Origin of the sequence: Kordia sp. (assembly GCF_050633145.1) — a bacterium.
Taxonomy (GTDB): Bacteria; Bacteroidota; Bacteroidia; order Flavobacteriales; family Flavobacteriaceae; genus Kordia.
In genome coordinates this window covers 176,462-195,571 of record NZ_JBOEFY010000040.1, presented here as the reverse complement: position 1 = coordinate 195,571, position 19,110 = coordinate 176,462, and the positions used below count along the sequence as shown (strand labels likewise).

5 protein-coding genes are annotated in these 19,110 nt (G+C 34.8%); all 5 read left to right on the top strand.

The genetic code is table 11. The annotated features are described in order from the left end of the window. The first annotated feature begins 4 nt into the window (after positions 1-4). The 5 genes from ACRBBL_RS18790 (at position 5) to ACRBBL_RS18770 (ending at position 19,044) form a co-directional block, all read left to right on the top strand. Positions 5-7,897 (top strand): amino acid adenylation domain-containing protein, encoded by a 7,893-nt coding sequence (locus ACRBBL_RS18790; RefSeq protein WP_431370624.1) that lies wholly within the window; start codon positions 5-7, stop codon positions 7,895-7,897. Beyond that, positions 7,894-12,627, top strand: a complete 4,734-nt coding sequence (locus ACRBBL_RS18785; RefSeq protein ID WP_431370623.1) for an amino acid adenylation domain-containing protein — start codon at positions 7,894-7,896, stop codon at positions 12,625-12,627. The genes ACRBBL_RS18790 and ACRBBL_RS18785 overlap by 4 nt, the downstream gene beginning before the upstream one ends. Before the next feature lie 102 nt (positions 12,628-12,729). Continuing rightward, positions 12,730-14,088, top strand: a complete 1,359-nt coding sequence (locus tag ACRBBL_RS18780; protein ID WP_431370622.1) for an aspartate aminotransferase family protein — start codon at positions 12,730-12,732, stop codon at positions 14,086-14,088. A 1-nt stretch (position 14,089) separates the two neighbouring features. Further along, positions 14,090-18,055 (top strand): amino acid adenylation domain-containing protein, encoded by a 3,966-nt coding sequence (locus ACRBBL_RS18775; RefSeq protein WP_431370621.1) that lies wholly within the window; start codon positions 14,090-14,092, stop codon positions 18,053-18,055. Further along, positions 18,052-19,044 (top strand): TauD/TfdA family dioxygenase, encoded by a 993-nt coding sequence (locus ACRBBL_RS18770; RefSeq protein WP_431370620.1) that lies wholly within the window; start codon positions 18,052-18,054, stop codon positions 19,042-19,044. Before ACRBBL_RS18775 ends, ACRBBL_RS18770 begins: the two co-directional genes overlap by 4 nt. Positions 19,045-19,110 lie beyond the last annotated feature (66 nt).

Genomic DNA, 19,110 nt, shown 5'->3' with positions numbered 1-19,110 from the left:
AAAAATGTTACAGCTTATAAACAAACTTAAAGAGGCTAATATCGATGTATTAGTAAAAGGAAATGACCTTGAATTACATTTTGATAATGCCGAAATTAGCGAAGAACTATTAGGAGAACTAAAAGAAAATAAGCAAGAATTAATTCAATTCTTAAAAAAATATAGCACTCAAACGGAAACTAATGAAATTGTAGCAGTAACTGAAGCTGAAAATTATGAGTTATCTGATGCACAAAAAAGATTATGGATTGTTAGTCAAACTGGAGACGCTTCAAGAGCTTACAACATGCCTACATACAAGCATGTAGATCGTATTGATGATCTTGAAAATTTTGAAAAAGCGTTGGGAGCTGTTGTAGAAAGACATGAAATTTTACGTACAGTATTTAGAAAAGATGAAAATGATACCATTAAACAATGGATTCTTCCAACAGCAAATGTTGCATCTACAATCACACAAAAAGATTTCAGTGCAGAGTCAGATGCGCAAGCTGCAGCATTTGCATTTGCAAAAGAAGACTCTTTCAAACCTTTCGATTTAGAAAATGGTCCGTTATTTAGAGTGAACTTATTAAAAGTTTCAGACGATCATACCATTCTATATTACAATATGCACCATATCATCAGTGATGGTTGGTCTATGGATGTATTGGCAAAAGACTTAATGGCATTTTACCAAGCATTCAAATCAAATACAACTCCAAGTTTACCAGAACTTAACATACAATACAAAGACTATGCTGCTTGGCAATTAACGCAGTTAGAAAGCGAATCTTTAAAAGAGGATAAAACGTACTGGAGAAACAAATTAGCAGGAGAATTACCAGTATTAAACTTGCCAACTACAAAGTCGCGCCCACTTGTAAAAACGTTTAACGGACGTAGTTCAAGTATGTACATTAACTCGTCTGTTGTTGAAAAACTTAGAAAGTATACGCAACAAGAAAAAGGAAGTGTATTTATTGGACTATTGGCTACGCTAAACATATTATTACAAAAATATACAGGGCAAAAAGACATCATTTTAGGAACAGCGTTGGCTGGACGTGATCATGCCGATTTAGAAGACCAAATCGGATTCTACATACAAACATTAGCACTAAGAAATCAAATTGATGAAAGTGCTACGTTTGGCGAATTTTTCAATGCTGTAAAAGAAACAACCTTAACAGCATACAAACATCAAATGTATCCGTTTGACAGACTTGTAAAAGACTTAAACGTAATGCGTGATGCTTCTAGAAATGTAGTTTTTGACATGATGATTACGCACCAAAATATTGGTGACAGAGATAAAAAAGCAGTTTCCAATGCAATTGACATGGATGCAGTGACCGATTTAGGTGCATGTATGGCAAAGTTAGATATCTCAATCACGTTTGAAGAAGTTGGAGATGTACTTTCAATGGTAACCGTATACAATTCAGATGTATATGATACGGATACGATTGAAAAATTTATGAGAAGCTTCAAAACATTACTAAACAATGTAGTTGCAAATCCAGCACAAGCTATCAGTGAGTTAACGTACATATCTACAACTGAAAAAGAAACATTAGTACGTAAATTTAACAATACTGAAGTAGCTTTTGAAGCGCCAGAAACATTTGTAGAAATGTTTCAAGAGCAGGTAATAAAAACACCAAATGCAGTTGCGTTAGCCCACAGAGGAAAAGAAATTACGTATAAAGAACTAGACCAACAATCCAATCAATTGGCAAACTGTTTACAAAGCAAAATGTCCATTGAAAAAGGAGATGTTGTTGGTTTGCAAATGGATCACAGCGAATGGTTAATGATTTCGGTATTGGCAATCTTAAAAGTAGGCGCAACCTATGTACCAATAAACCCAACATTACCAGAAGCAAGCAAAACACACATTGCAGACGATACGCAAATGAAGTTACTTATATCTTCTGCGTATTATGCGTTTGAATTGGATTACTATGATGGAGAAACATTTATCATTGATTTAGAATTTACTGCGGATGATTTTGAAACAACACCTCTTGCTACAGAAATTACAAAAGATGATTTAGCATATATGATTTTCACTTCAGGTTCAACAGGAAAACCTAAAGGTGTAATGATTAGCAATGGTGCATTTACAAACTATCTAAACTGGGCAAAATCGTGCTACAGAACGGATGATTTAAAGAATTTCGACTTCGGATTCTTCACATCAATCTCTTTCGATTTAACAATTACAAGTATGTTCTTACCATTAGTAAGTGGAAGTACATTACAAATATTTGGAAAAAGTGCCAACGTACTTGAAACCTTAAAAACATATTTTGAAAGCAATACAGCTTGTATAAAACTTACGCCAGCACACATTAGCCTATTAAAAGGAATGGATGTGTCAGCTACAAAAGTACAAATGGCAATTGTAGGTGGTGAAGCAATGCAAAATCATCATGTAGAAATTTTACGTTCGTTAAATCCGACAATGAAAATCTACAATGAATATGGACCAACAGAAGCAACTGTAGGATGTGTAGTAAGCGAAATAAAAGATGCAAACGATAAAATCTTAATCGGAACACCAATTGCAAATACAGAAATATACATCTTAGACGAAAATAAAAACTTAGTTGTCGAAGGTGTAGAAGGCGAAATGTACATTGGAGGAAAAGGTTTGGCAAAAGGGTACTTAAACAGACCTGCATTAACAGCTGAAAAATTTGTGCAAAATCCTTTCAACACAACAGATATATTATACAGAACAGGTGATATTGCAAAATGGACAAATGAAGGTACTATCGATTATATTGGTAGAATTGACAACCAAGTAAAAATAAAAGGATACCGAATTGAATTGGGTGAAATAGAAGCAAAAATGCTTACTAAAACAAACATTCAACAAGCAGTAGTAACGGTATTAAACTATAACGATGAAAAAGTAATTGCAGCATACTTTGTGGCTTCTAATGAAAATGAAGCTGTTGACAAAGCAGAATTACGTGAAGCGCTTAGCAAAGAACTTCCATTCTACATGCTTCCAAACTATTTCATTGAAATGGATAGCATTCCATTAACATCAAATGGTAAAGTAGCCATTGAAGATTTACCAGGAATCACAGAAAATGATGTTATCAAAGAAACATACATTGCACCAACTAACGAAGAAGAAGAAATTTTAGCTTCGGTATGGAGAGACGTATTAGGAAGAGACAGAATTAGTATCAAAGACAACTTCTACAACCTTGGAGGTGACTCTATCAAATCAATTCAAATTGGTTCTCGTTTAAATCAATTAGGATACAAACTAGGAGTAGAGCACATGTTAAAAAATCCTGTATTGGAAGATTTAGCTAAATACCTAGAAGTAAACTTAAAAGTTGTAGATCAGTCAGTAGTTTCTGGAGAAGTAGCTTTAACACCAATTCAACATTTCTTCTTTAACGAACCATCAATTCCAGTTGTAAATCACTTCAATCAAACTGTATTATTAAAAAGTGAAACAGCAGTAACTACGGAAGTAATTTCAAAATGTATTGCAACGCTTGTAGAGCATCATGATGCATTGCGAATGGTGTACAAACAAACAGATGGAACGTGGACACAGACAAACAACGAAATGTCGGCAGACACGTATGAAGTTCAATTCCATGATCTTACAAATACTGAAGATGCTTTAGCAGAAATGCAACGTATTGGAGGCGAAATGCAAGCAACCATCGACCTTGAAAATGGACCATTATTTAGAGTTGGACATTTTAGAATGGCAGATGGAGATCGCATCGCACTAATCATTCATCACCTTGTGGTAGATGGTGTTTCTTGGCGAATTTTACTTGAAGACTTTACAACAGTCTTTGAAGCATTCACACAAGAAAAAACTCCAGAGCTTCCATTAAAAACAGATTCGTTCCAGTTATGGAGTTCAAAACTGCAAGTATATGCAGCGAGTGAAACCATGCAAAAAGAACGCAGCTACTGGGAAACGGTTTGTGCACAAGAAATTGCGCCAATTCCTGTAAACGAAGAAGTAAATACGGAGTTACTAAACTATAACAAAACGCTTTCTTTTCAATTAGATGAAAACGCTACAGAATTATTGCTTTCTAAAGTACACAATGTATACAACACAGAAATCAATGATGTATTACTAACCTCTTTAGGATTGGCTATACAAAATACGTTTGGGCTTGACAAAGCTGTCGTAAAAATGGAAGGTCATGGTAGAGAAAACATCATAGAAAATGTAGACATTAACAGAACACTTGGATGGTTTACTTCGGTATATCCTTTTGTTATCGATGTCTCGGGATGCGCTAAAGAAACTGATGCACTTGTACAAGTAAAAGAAGACCTTCGTAAAATACCAAACAAAGGTGTTGGATACGGAATCTTAAAATACTTAACAACAGACTTTACGGCAAACATTCAACCATCAATCGTATTCAACTATCTAGGAGATTTTGGAGCAACGCAAGAAAAGTTTGAAGACAAAAAACTACAACAAGCGTTTGAAAGTATTGGTGCAAGTATTGCCGATGAAAACGGAAGTGATACGTTATTAAATGTTTACGGAATGATCGGATCTGGTCAATTACAAATTTCGTTAGACTACCAAAAAGAAAGTCTTGATGATGAGAAAGTAGCCGAATTAATGGAGCGTTACAAAATGTATCTCTCAAAACTAATCTATGAAGTATCAAAAGAAGAAACAACGTATTTAACGCCTTCAGATGTAACATACAAAGGATTATCAAGAGACATCTTATCAACATTAAATTCAGAAAACACATTAGAAGATGTATATGAGTTATCTCCATTGCAACAAGGTATGTACTATCACTGGAAAGCAGATGCATCTACATCACAATACTTTGAACAATTAACATACCGATTAAAAACCAACGTATTACCTGTTGAAGCAGTAGTAAAAGCATACCAAGAATTAGTGTCAAGACACACAATTCTTCGTACAAGCTTCACCGAAAAATATGGAGAATCGTTATTGCAAATCGTTCACAAATCAGTAGATGGAACAGTTGTATTTGAAGAATTTAATGGAGAAGCAACCGATAAAAACATAGAAGCGTTTGTAAAGCAAGCGAAAAATGCAGACAAAGCAGAAGGATTCAACTTAGACAATCCATCGCAAATGCGTTTAACGTTGTTGCAACTAAAAGAAAACACGTATGAATTTATATGGAGTTTCCACCACATTCTTATGGATGGATGGTGTGTAAGTATGCTAATTAACGAATTCTATCAAATACTCAACGGAGTTATCAATGAAGAAGCAGTATCCTTAGCAAAACCATTACCATATTCAGACTATATAAAGTGGCTTGACAAAGTAGATAAGGAAAAATCATTAAACTATTGGGATACATACATTGCTGGATACAGCGACATCGCAAAAGTTCCTTTCGAATTGCAAAACCAAGACGATAGCGCGTTTACAAAAGCTGTAGAAACGCTGACACTTAAAAACGATACGTTCCAACGAGTAAAACAAGTATGTAGCTCATTAGAAATAACGCAAAACACATTCATACAAGGTGTTTGGGGTTATTTACTATCAAAATACAACAATACCAAAGATGTTATTTTTGGAACAATTGTTTCAGGAAGACCAACTGATTTAAGAGGAGCCGAAAATATGATCGGACTCTTTATCAATACCATTCCTGTACGAGTTGGATACACTGCAGAAGATACGCCAGAAACGCTATTAAAAAAGCTTCAAGTAGCTGCTGCGGATGGAAACTCACATCACTATGTAGGACTTTCAGAAATTCTGTCACGTCAAACATCAATTGAGAACTTTATCAATCACATTCTAGTATTTGAAAACTATCCTTTACAAGATACCATCAAAGAAGAATTAGAAAGTTCAAAATCTGCTGCAATTCAAATAGAAATTGAAGCAATGGATGTAGCAGAACAAAGTAACTACGATTTTGAAATCATTGTAGTTCCAGAAAGAGCAGGACTCAGTGTAAAATTTGAATACAATACGTTTAAATATGATGCAACACTCATCAAAGAATTAGCAAATCACTTTGCTAAAATAGTAGATCAATTCTGTGATGATGCTTCACAATTATTAGAAGATATTAATTTCATTTCAGAAGAAGAAGAAGCGAAATTACTATATGAATTCAATGATGCAACAGTAGCATATCCATCAACAGCGACTATTGATGAGTTATTTACAAAACAAGCAACAAAAACACCAAACGCAATCGCAGTTTCTTACAATGAAACGCAGTTGACTTATGGAGAGTTAGAAGCGCGTTCAAATCAATTTGCAAACTTCTTACAAGCAACTCATAACATTGAAAAAGGAGATGTAGTTGCTATACTATTAGAAAGAAGCGAAAACTTGCCAGTAGTTATTTTAGGAACTCTAAAAGTAGGAGCAACGTACTTACCATTAGATCCTGAATATCCGCAAGAGCGAATTGATTTTGCACAAAAAGACAGCAACTTCAAAGTAGCAGTAACGCAAGAAGTGTTAAGCGCATTCAATGAAGAAGAATCAAAAAGTGAAGAGCGAAAAGCTGTAAATACAACCGCAGATGATTTAGCGTACATTATGTACACATCAGGTTCTACAGGAACGCCAAAAGCGGTGATGATTCCACATCAAAGTGTAGTTCGTTTAGTAAAATCGGCAAACTACTATGATTTCTCTGCGTCTGATAAACTAATCTCTACAGGAGCTTTTTCTTTCGATGCAACGACATTTGAATATTGGGGAATGTTACTAAATGGAGGCGAATTGATTCTATGCGATCAAGATACCTTATTGCAAAACAGTGCATTGAAAAATGAAATTCAAACAAGAGAAGCAAACGTAATGTGGTTTACTGCAGGTTGGGGAAATCAATTAATAGATGATAACATTGAAATCTTTGAAGGACTCAACACAGTATTACTTGGAGGAGAAAAATTATCTCCAAAACATATTCAAAAACTAAGAAGTACATATCCAGCACTTCAAATAGTAAACGGATATGGTCCAACAGAAAACACAACGTTCTCATTAACCTATAACATCAAAGAAGTTACGGACATCATTCCTATTGGAAAACCAATAAGTAACAGTTCGGCATACATCTTAAACGAAAAACAACAATTGCAACCAATTGGAGTTATCGGAGAAATATACTTAGGTGGAGACGGATTGGCAAAAGGATATTTGAATGATGCAGAAAAAACAGCTGAGAAATTCATTGAAAATCCATACAAAACTGGTGAAAAAATCTATAAATCAGGCGATTTAGGAATGTGGCTTCCAGACGGAAACATTCTGTACATGGGAAGAAACGACAATCAAGTAAAAATTAGAGGTCACAGAATTGAACTTGGAGAAATAGAACAAGTGTTACAAGCACAAACTTCTATAGCGCAAGCTGCCGTTACGGTAAAAACTGTAGACAAAGACAAAACGATTGTTGCATACATACTTCCTCAAAATGAAGCTATAGACAAAGAAGTATTAAGAAACGATTTAAAACAAGTACTTCCAGACTATATGATTCCAAATCATTACGTAGAAGTGACAGAAATGCCACTAAACGCAAACGGAAAAGTAGATTACAAAGCCTTACCAGAATTACAAGAAGTAGATATCATACGAACTGAATATGTAGCCGCAACTACAGAAACAGAGCAACAATTAGTTAATATATGGCAAAACTTACTACAACTCGAACAAATTGGAATCAAAGACAACTTCTTTGACTTGGGCGGACACAGTATAAAAGCCATTAAAATGAGCCACGATATCAGTACTGTATTTGAACTTGATGTAAGTATCAAAAACATATTTGTATATCCTACAATTGAGCAGTTAGCTGCACAAATTGAAATTGCTAAAAAACAGCAAGAGGCAATTACTTCAAACACAGAATTAAACGAAATTGAAATATGATAGATTTTATAAAAAATCTTTCTGATCAAGGTATATATCTCCGCTTAAAAGAAGGGAAACTAAAACTTTCTTTTGAGGGAGATATTAGCCCTGATACGTTACAGGAGGTAAAAGCAAGGAAACAAGAGATCATAGCATACCTGGAAAATCATAGTTTTGAAACTGCGTCAGAAGAAAAAATTGAAGCAGCAACGTTTTCTCCAGATAATAGCTACCCGATCTCAGATGCACAACGAAGACTTTGGGTATTAAGTCAATACGATGGCGGATCGTCTGTATACAACATTCCATCAAGCGTACCATTAAAAGGTGCGTACGACATTGAAAGCTTCAAAAAAGCAGTCAATGCAGTCATAGACCGACACGAAATATTACGTACGGTTTTTAGAGAAGATGAAAATGGTGATGTAAAACAATGGATACTAGACAGAAACGACATTCATTTCGACATCAAATACAAAGACTTTACAAACGTAATAAACAAAGTTGTAGCTGTTGAAAACTATATTATAGAAGATTCTTTCAAAGAATTCGATTTAGCAAACGGTCCTTTATTACGTGCAACACTTATTCAAACGCATGAGCAAGAATATGTATTCTATTACAACATGCATCACATCATTAGTGATGGATGGTCGATGGAAATATTACGAAAAGATATTTTAGTCTACTATGAAGCATTTGTAACTGATACAAAACCTGCAAATACAGCGTTAAGCATTCAATACAAAGACTATGCGTCTTGGCAATTGGCACAACTAGAAACAGAAACTTTCAAAAAACATAAAAGTTATTGGTTAGACAGTTTATCAGGAAAATTACCTGTCTTAGATATGCCAAGCACAAAGCTTCGACCAAAAGTGCAAACTTATAATGGTACATTGCTAAGTACATTTATAGACAAAGAAACAAGTAAACTATTAAAAGAATACTCGCAAAAAAATGGCGGGAGCTTATTTATAAGCCTACTAGCAGTTTTTAAAATCTTACTCTATAAATATACCAATCAAAAAGATGTTATTATTGGAAGCCCTGTTGCAGGAAGAGAGCACAAAAAATTACAAGATCAAATAGGGTTTTATGTAAATACCTTAGCATTTAGAAATCAAATAGATCCGACTGAAAGCTTCGATACATTTTACCAACGTATCAAGCAAAACACCTTAGAAGCATATAACCATCAAATGTATCCGTTTGATAGACTTGTGGAAGATTTAAAAATCAAAAAGGATGTTACAAGAGGAACCATATTCGATTTAATGTTGGTGCTTCAAAACAATGGAGACAATCAAGTAAAGTTAAACTATACAGACGAGCAACTAAACAGAATTATTGAAGTAGGAAACACAAGAGCAAAATTTGATCTCAACGCCACTTTTGAAGAAATGGGCGTAAACATCTTATTTGACTTTGAATACAACTCAGACATCTATGACAAAGAAATCGTAGAAAGAATGATGCAGCATTACAAACAATTAATGCACTCATTACTAACACAACCTGAAGCGTGCATTTCTCAAATAGATTTTGTTTCGGAAGAAGAAAAAGAAGTACTAACAACGGTATTCAATAACACAAAAGCAGACTATGCTACAAACAATACCATTGTAGATGTATTTAAAACACAAGTACAAAAAACACCAAATGCTACAGCATTAGTTTTTGAAAACAAAACGCTTACGTACCAACAACTTGATGAAAAATCGAATGAGTTGGCGCATTTCTTACTAGAAAATAACAAGATTGAAAATGAAGACTTTATTTCAATTCAACTAGGAAGAAGCGAATGGATGATTGTAGCAATACTAGCTGTATTAAAAACAGGAGCAGCGTATGTACCTGTGCAACCTGATTATCCGCAAGAGCGAATTGATTACATAGAAAAAGACACGCAATGTAAAGCAATCATTAATGAAGCATTACTAGAAAAATTCCAAGAACAACGTTACAGTACGTCCGCAGTAAATGTTGAGGTGTTACCAAATAACCTAGCATACATTATTTACACTTCGGGAAGTACAGGAACGCCAAAAGGAGTAATGATTGAACACAAAACAGTGATCAATCTAGCATATGCTCAAATTCAAGAATTTGGAATCACAACCGATGAAAACATATTGCAATCATCAAGCATTACATTTGATGCTTCTGTAGAGCAAATATTCATCGCATTATTAAGTGGAGCCAAACTAAGCATTGCCAACAAAGCGTTACTATTAGACACAGAAAGATTAGCCGATTATATAGAGAGCAGTAACATAACGCACATTCACAGTGTGCCTAGTTTCTTAAAATTAATTCCAAGAAGAAAATACAGCGCTCTAAAAAGAGTCATTTCTGGTGGAGACAATTGCTCGTTAGAATTGGCAAAATCATGGGCTAGAAATTCAGTAAAATTTTACAATGAATATGGACCAACTGAAACTACAGTAACCGCTATAGAGTCATACTATACAAATGATTTGGCAACGAGGCGTGGCGATATGCCAATTGGAAAACCATTACCAAATTACAGAGTTTATATTTTAGATGAATTCTTAAACATAGCGCCTACTGGAGTTACAGGAGAAATTTGTATCAGTGGAGATGTACTGGCAAGAGGATATTTAAACTTACCAGAAATAACGGCAGAAAAATTTATAGAAAACCCTTTCGAACAAGGAAAAAAACTATACAAAACTGGTGATTTAGGAAAGTGGATGCCCGATGGAAGTATTGAATTCATTGGTAGAAAAGACAACCAAGTAAAAGTACGAGGATATCGAATAGAACTTGGAGAAATTGAACATGTACTAACACAAATAAAAACAATTGAATCTACCATAGTATTAGCAAAAGAAACGCAAACAGGAGAAAAAGAATTGGTAGCGTACTTTACGTCTGAAACGGAATTTACATCAGAAGAATTACGCGATCAACTCAGCAAAAAGTTACCAAACTACATGCTTCCTGCATACTATGTACAACTTGAAGAATTTCCATTAACGGCTACAGGAAAAATAGATCGAAAAAATCTACCAAATCCTAAAAACTTAAAACTTTCTAGCGGTAGCGAATATGTAGCGCCTAGAAATGAAATGGAAGAGAAGCTGGTTAAAATTTGGCAAGAAGTATTGCAACTTGAAAAAGTTGGAGTCAAAGAAGACTTCTTCTTACTAGGCGCGAGTAGTTTAAAATCGATTCGTTTGGTGAACATGTACAACAAAGTATTTGGAGTCAAAGTAACACTAAAAGACATATTTAGTCATTCAGATATTGCTTCACATACACGTTTGATTAGATCATCTAAAAAAGAAAAATTCATTCAAATAGAAAAAGTAGCTGAGCAAGAAAGCTATCCAATCTCTTTTGAACAAAAGCGAATTTGGTTACTATCGCAAGATGAAAAAGCATCGATAGCGTATAACATGCCAACAACGCTAGAGTTTGATGGACAAATGAACCTTGAAACATTTCACAAAGCAGTTTGGAAAGTACTCGAAAAACACGAAGTACTACGAACGGTGTTCAAAGAAGAACAACAAGGCGATGTAAAACAATGGATTATTCCAATAGAAGATTTCAAATTTAAAATTGATCACAAAAACTTACAAGAAGAAAAATACCAATTCACAGATGTTGAAGCATATCTAAAAGCAAAATTCTATACGCCTTTCGATCTGCAAAACGGACCGTTAGTTCGTGTAGGTTTTTTACAATTAGAAGCAAACAAATTCATCCTATACTATTGCATGCATCACCTAATTAACGATGGTGCATCTATGGAAATACTAGGAGATGAAGTTTCAAGATATTATCAATTACTTGAAGAAGGGAAATCAATTGACGAAGCTCCATTACGTATTCAATACAAAGACTATGTGGCTTGGCAATTAAAAATGTTTGAAACAGATGCAGTCAATGATATTTCTGACTATTGGAAAGAAACATTCGAAAACAATGTGACGAAAGTAAAATTTCCATTCGAGAAAAAACGACCGGAAAACTTTCAGTCTAACGGAAACATCATACAATTTGATCTTCCAAAAGAAATCAAAAATGGTTTTCAGGAAATCACAACAGCATCCGATGGAACCATGTATATCTCGTTTGTATTCTTAGTAAATACACTCATGTATCAATATCTCGGAGACAAAAACATCATGGTAGGGTCGTCATTCTCAACCAGAACGCACGAAGAACTTAGCGAGCAAATAGGTTTCTATGTAAATAACTTGCCTGTTGTCGCTACTGCAGATGAATCTCTAACATTACAAGAGTTTTACAATCAACTCAAAAACACGGTACTTACCATAAACTCAAACTCATGGTATCCGTTAGAAAAAGTAATAGAAGATGCAAAGTACACATACGACTCATCGTATTCAGGATTGTTCAATGTATTGGTAGAATATCACAGTAAAAATGCAGCAACAAACAATGCAGAAACAGAAGCTTTTTACAATGAAACAGAATACACATACAACGTTCCTTGTCAGTTTGACTTATCGATGGAATTCTTTGAAAATGATCAAAAAATTACCTGCGTATTAACGTATAACAATGCGCTGTATGAAGAATCTCAAATAGAACTATTAAAAGACAGATTTGTCAAAATAGCAGAAACACTCACAACAAGTATCGACGAATTTGATACACTCACATTAGGCACATTCAACTACGAAGATGCTTACGAGCCAGAAATGAGTTTCTCAGATGCACTATTTGCAGAACTAGAAGAAAACTTCTAATCACAACTTACATAAAAAATGATGCGGTCATTACTTAGATGACAAGGGAACGCTTTCTCTAAAAAGAAAGAAAATTTATTAACTATAAAAAGCTAAATCATTATGATTAAACCATTAATTCATTCGATGGCTGTGTGTCCAGATATGACTAGGACATATCCAAAAATCACACATGGAAAAGGTATCTACTTATATGATACCAACGGAAAAAGATATTTAGACGGCTCTTCCGGATCTTCTTCAGTGTCCAACATTGGACATGGTAGAGAAGAAATGGTAGAAGTCATGGCAGATCAAATATCAAAAATTACAGTACTTCCTACACATGCTTTCAACAGCGACGTAGTAGAAGGATATTTGCAAAGACTAACAGAATTTGCACCAGAAGGTTTCACCAAAGCTTGGACCGTAATGAGCGGAACAGAAGCTGTTGAAAATGCCATCAAACTTGCATTGCAATATCACCAATTAAGAGGTGATAATTCGCGATTTAAAATCATTTCACGATGGAAAACCTATCACGGAAACTCAGTATTTACGCTAGATGTTGGAGGAATGAAAGCGCGTCGTGGTTTATATGACAAATGGCTACACAACTTTCCACACATATCGGCAGCATACTCATACAGAAAACCAGCAGATTTAAGTGAAGAAGAATACACGCAAGAATTGCTGGAAGAATTTGAAAACGCCATCGTAAAAACAGGACCAGAAACGGTAGCGGCATTCATTGCAGAACCTGTAATTGCAGCAGCTTTAGGTGCAGTGCCACCACCAAAAAACTACTTTAAAGGAATCAAATACATCTGTGAAAAATACGGAATCTTATTCATCTCAGATGAAATTCTTTCTGGGTTTGGTAGAACTGGTGAAAACTTCGGAATCAACAACTTCGGTATTACACCAGATATTATCGCTTCTGGAAAAGGAATTAGCGGAGGTTATTTCCCATTATCGGCAGTCATTGCTTCCGAAAAAGTAGTACAACCATTAATTGATACCAAATCAGCATTCTTAGGCGGACACACTTTTGCGTGTAACCCAATGGGAGCAAGAGTTGGAAATCAAGTATTAGACATCATGGAACGCGAGCAATTAGTAGCACGCTCTAAATTCATGGGGAAACTATTCAAACAAAAACTAGAAACACTATACGAATTTGATATCGTAGGTGATGTACGCGGTGTAGGATTACAGTGCGGAATAGAATTGGTACAAGACAAAGTAACCAAAGCACCATTTCCATCAGAAATGAAACTCTCTAAAAAAATAGGCGAAAAAGCTATTGAAAAAGGAGTGGTTTTATATCCAGGAAGTGGATCAGTAGATGGAAAAGCGGGAGATCATATTCTCGTTACGCCACCACTAACAATAAATGAAGAACAATTAGACGAAATCGTAGATGTAATGAGAGACTGCTTAAAAGAAGTAGTATCCGAATCTAAAAAACTTACAGTATAAAATGGACAGAGAGGCAATCTTACGACAGGCAAAGACAGAAGAGTTTTGGTCAAAAAACATGCAAGAAATTGCAGAACTAAACGCATCTTCTTTTTTTGGAGGAATTCAATTGAGAGGAGAAAAGGGCAATACAAGTTTAAAAATAAACTTGAATACAACAGATATTACAGCAGTAAAAAAACTATGTAATAACTCTGAAGTATTACTTCATAACTATTTTTTAAATGTTATTAGCAAGTTATTAATTGATTACAAAGAGGTCCCTTTTTTCCTTTCTCCTTTAAACCAATTCCAACAATTTAAGAATAGCGAAAAAATCTTTTTTATCCAGCCTGAGATTAATTCAGACGATCACTTTAAACAACTGTTCTCTACTCAAAAAAACATGCTTGCGCAACAGCTAAAGTATGTACTCTCTTGGGAAGAAATCACAGCACTAGTTGAAGATGAAAACGTACTGAATAACCTCTCCCAATTTGGTTTTGTGGTTAACACCAAAGAAATAGCAACAGAACTTGAGGCACATGTAAACACATTTTTTCAATTTGTATTAGATGCGGAAAACCCATATCTAAAAATACAAGTAAAAGGTGAAATGTATGCGCCGAGAGTTCTGGAGTTATTGGGCGAAAACTTCAAAACCTTGCTAAGCGAAGTCATAGCAAAAACCTATGAACCAGTAAAAAACTTGCAAAGAAGTGGAACTACTGAACAAGCTATTTTAGCAAACATCAATGAGCCAAGAAGCTACTTTTCATTAGAAAAAAATACGCTCGAACTTATTGATGAACAATCAAAACTATACACAAGTAAAGTTGCTTTAAAACACAACGATCAAACGGCTACGTATGGCGAATTAGCGTTAAAATCAAATCAAATAGCTGCGTTTTTAGTAGACAAATACAATGCACAAAAAGATGATCTTTTTGGAATGATGTTGTCTCGATCTATCGGAATGGTAGAAGCTATTTTAGGAGTTTGGAAAGCAGGAAGCGCGTATGTACCAGTTGGCACTGAATTACCAGATGAAAACGTAGTACAAATCATTGAAAACTCGCAATTCAACGCAATCATTACAGATAATGAAGCAGTTGTAACACAACTTGCAAGATTGAATGTTAGTGTACCTGTAATTCACTTAAAAAAGGATGCTGCAACAATTGCTAGTTATTCAACAGAAGAATTACAAATTCCTATTAATGACAATGACTTAGCCTATGTAATATACACAAGCGGATCAACTGGAAAGCCAAAAGGAGTAATGATTGAACATTTAGGAATGTTAAATCACATTGGCGCAAAACTTACGGAAACAAATATTACCAAAGATAGTGTTGTAGCACAAAACGCACCACATACTTTCGATATCTCAGTATGGCAATTAATCGCACCATTAGTAGTAGGAGCAACAGGTATTATTTATGACAATGAAACCATCATTGACATCAAAGAATTTGTATCACGATTAGAGGAAGATCAAATCTCAATCTTAGAATTAGTGCCATCGTATCTGTTAGAAATGTTATTTCACATTGAGCAAGAAGATGCAAACATACAACTAGCATTAACGATCTTAATTTTAAATGCAGAAACGTTGACAAAATCAATGGTAGAGCGTTGGTTGACATTATATCCTAAAATTCCAATTGTAAACACCTATGGAGCTACGGAAGTATCTGATGATACATCGCACTACGTAATGAGTACTGTACCAACAAGTTATTCGGTTCCAGTAATGGATTTCCCAATTCAAAACTTTGAAGTACACATTGTAGACGAAAATTTCAGAAAAGTACCAATTGGAGTACAAGGAGAAATCTTATTAGCAGGACCATGTGTAGGACGTGGATATTTCAACGATCCAGAACGTACTGCAAAAGCATACTTGCAAGGTCCGGTAGAAGGAATTACAAATTGCGAACGTATTTATAAAACAGGCGATTTAGGACGATACATGCCAGATGGAACAATGGAATTTGTGGGTCGTAACGACAACCAAGTGAAAATATCGGGGCACAGAATCGAATTAGACGCTATTGAAAACATCACTGCAGGAATTGAAGGCATCATAAATGCAAAAGCGGTTGCGCATACAGACAAGCAATTCATCGCTTTATATTATTTGGCTGACACTGCTGTAGAAAAATCAATCATAGAAGAAACAATTTTACAAAAACTACCAAAGTATATGTTGCCATCGGCAATTGTACACATGACAAACTTTCCATTAACGACCAATGGAAAAATTGACAAAAAAGCATTACCAGATCCATTACAATACTTACAAAATGATACCTCAGCGTATGTAGCGCCAGGAACAGAAACGCAAGAAAAAATTGTAGCAATATGGCAAGAAGTATTAAATGTAGAAAAAGTAGGTGTTAACGATCATTTCTTTGAATTAGGCGGACACAGTTTAAAACTGATGCGTCTAAAGAACGAATACCACAAAGAATTTTCGGTAAACATCAAAATCAAAGAATTCTTTGAAAATGCTACTTTAAAAGCACATGCAGCTATCATTGATGCTGCCGAAAATGATGTATATGTAGCCATTAAAAAAATACCAGAAGCTACAAGTTATGAAGTATCAAACGGTCAAAAGCGCTTGTGGATTGTAAGTCAAATACCAAATGCATCTTCTGCCTACAATATGCCATACAGAGTATACTTAGATGGAAGCTACAATATTGAAAATCTTGAAAAAGCAATTCATGCGACTATTGACAGACACGAAACGTTGCGAACGGTTTTTAAAGTAAATGAAAATGGAGAATTACGACAAGTAATTCAATCAACAACAGAAACAAATTTCAACATCACACGATTAGACTTTAGAGAAATCAAGGATATTCCTGGAGCTGTTGAAGAATACATAACGCATGACACGCATAGAATGTTCGATTTGGAGAACGGACCCTTATTTAGAGCTACACTAATCCGTACTACCGATGAAAACTACCTTTTCTATTACAACATTCATCATATCATAGGTGATGGATGGTCTACTAAAATACTAGTAGAAGATGTCATGCGTTTTTACCAACAATTTCAAAACGGAAACAATGAAGAAGTTTCTGCATTAACAATTCAGTACAAAGACTATGTAAACTGGGAAAACGAACAAGTTGCTTCTGGGAAATACATAAGGCATCAAAACTATTGGACGAAACAGTTCTCAGGAAAAATTCCGCAAATAGAATTTCCTGAACAGAAAAAACGACCAGCAACACGTTCGTATGCAGGATATGCACTCGGACTTTACATTTCAGAAGAAAACACAAACAAGTTAAAAGACTTTTGTAATGAAAACGATGGTAGCTTATTCATGGGAATGTTGGCAGTATGGAATGTACTTATTCATAAATACACAAAAGAAACTGACATTATCATTGGTTCGCCAGTAGTAGGAAGAGAACATGCCGATTTAAAAAATCAAATTGGGTTTTACATGAATACATTGGCATTGCGAAACAACATCAATCCTAATGATGATTTCAATACAGTATTCCAAAAAATAAAAAGAAACACGCTTGAAAGTTACGATCATCAAATGTATCCTTTTGATGCTATCATTGAAGACATTGCTTTACAAACAGAACGAAATAGAAATCCGCTGTACGATATTATGTTTTCATACCATAACATCGAAGAAAACAAGCAAACAGGCATTCAAGTATTTTCAAAAGATGTCATTGATCTAGGCTTTGTAAAGTCAAAAATTGACTTGCTTATCAACGGAATGGAAGTAGGGAATCAATTATACCTAGAAATCAATTATGATAGCGATCTCTTTGAAATGAGCATGATGAAACGATTGTTACGCAACTACAATCAATTGTTAGCTGAAGTACTTTCAAACAGTACGGAAAGCATTCAAAACATCAAATATCAAAAGGAATCAATCAAACAATTCAAAAAGAACAATCTTTTAAAACTTAAAAGCATAAAAGCAAACGCGATATGAAAAATCAATTATTAAAACTAAGAAATATGGGCGCTGTGCAAACACTTAGCGCAGACGTAGTAAAAACTTCTTTTCTAGATAATGGATTGAATTTTCCATTAGTGTTAGAATCTACCACGAGTGATGTAGTCCTTGAAAAATGGATGGTTGACAATCGAACAGAATTTGAACAAAAATTACGCAAACAAGGTGGAATTTTATGCAGAGGATTCAATATCGATACCGTAGAAAAGTTTCAAAGCTTAATGGACAAGTTTCCAAACGAACTTTTAGACTATGCATTTCGATCGTCACCACGTTTTGAAATTACAAACAATGTATATGTTTCTACAACGTATCCGCCAGAGGAAATCATCAACATGCACAGTGAAAGCTCGTATGCGCCAACACATCCAAGTCGCATTGTATTCTGTTGCATCATTGCTGCAGAAGAAAGAGGTGAAACTCCAATTGCAGACAACCGATTAATTCTGGAGCACATGAGTGATGAATTGAAACAAAAATTCACAGAAAAAGGTGTGCAATACAGAAGATACCTTAACAGCTTTATGGGCTTAGGTTGGGAAGAAGTTTTTCAAACAGAAGACAAAGCAAAAGTAGAAGCAGAGTGCAAAAAGAACGGCATGGACTTCACTTGGGTAAGCGATCAAGAATTGGTACTTACTTGGACTAAAAAAGCAATTTGGGAACATCCTGTAACGGGCGAATTGGCTTGGTTTAATCACAGTTTATTCTTCAACAAATACATGTTGCCAGAATCAATCTTAAACACTGTAGAAACAGACGATCAATTACCAAACAACACATTCTTTGGAGATGGAACACCAATTTCGAAAGAAGAAATAGAAGAAATAAAAAACGCTTACAAAAAATCAACCGTGATGTTTCCTTGGGAAGAAGGAGACGTATTATTCTTAGACAACATGTTTGCATCACATGGAAGAAACTCATACAAAGGTGATCGAAAGATCATTGTTTCCATGTCGTAAGCAAAAAAATAAGATCACGTAGTAAAGCATTCATTCAAAAAACTTACAACAATTAAAAACGTATAT

What these genes read in the sequence shown, in the direction of transcription:
- ACRBBL_RS18790 (WP_431370624.1), top strand. Translation starts at nt 5, where the DNA reads ATGTTACAGCTTATAAACAAACTTAAAGAGGCTAATATCGATGTATTA.
- ACRBBL_RS18785 (WP_431370623.1), top strand. Translation starts at nt 7,894, where the DNA reads ATGATAGATTTTATAAAAAATCTTTCTGATCAAGGTATATATCTCCGC.
- ACRBBL_RS18780 (WP_431370622.1), top strand. Translation starts at nt 12,730, where the DNA reads ATGATTAAACCATTAATTCATTCGATGGCTGTGTGTCCAGATATGACT.
- ACRBBL_RS18775 (WP_431370621.1), top strand. Translation starts at nt 14,090, where the DNA reads ATGGACAGAGAGGCAATCTTACGACAGGCAAAGACAGAAGAGTTTTGG.
- ACRBBL_RS18770 (WP_431370620.1), top strand. Translation starts at nt 18,052, where the DNA reads ATGAAAAATCAATTATTAAAACTAAGAAATATGGGCGCTGTGCAAACA.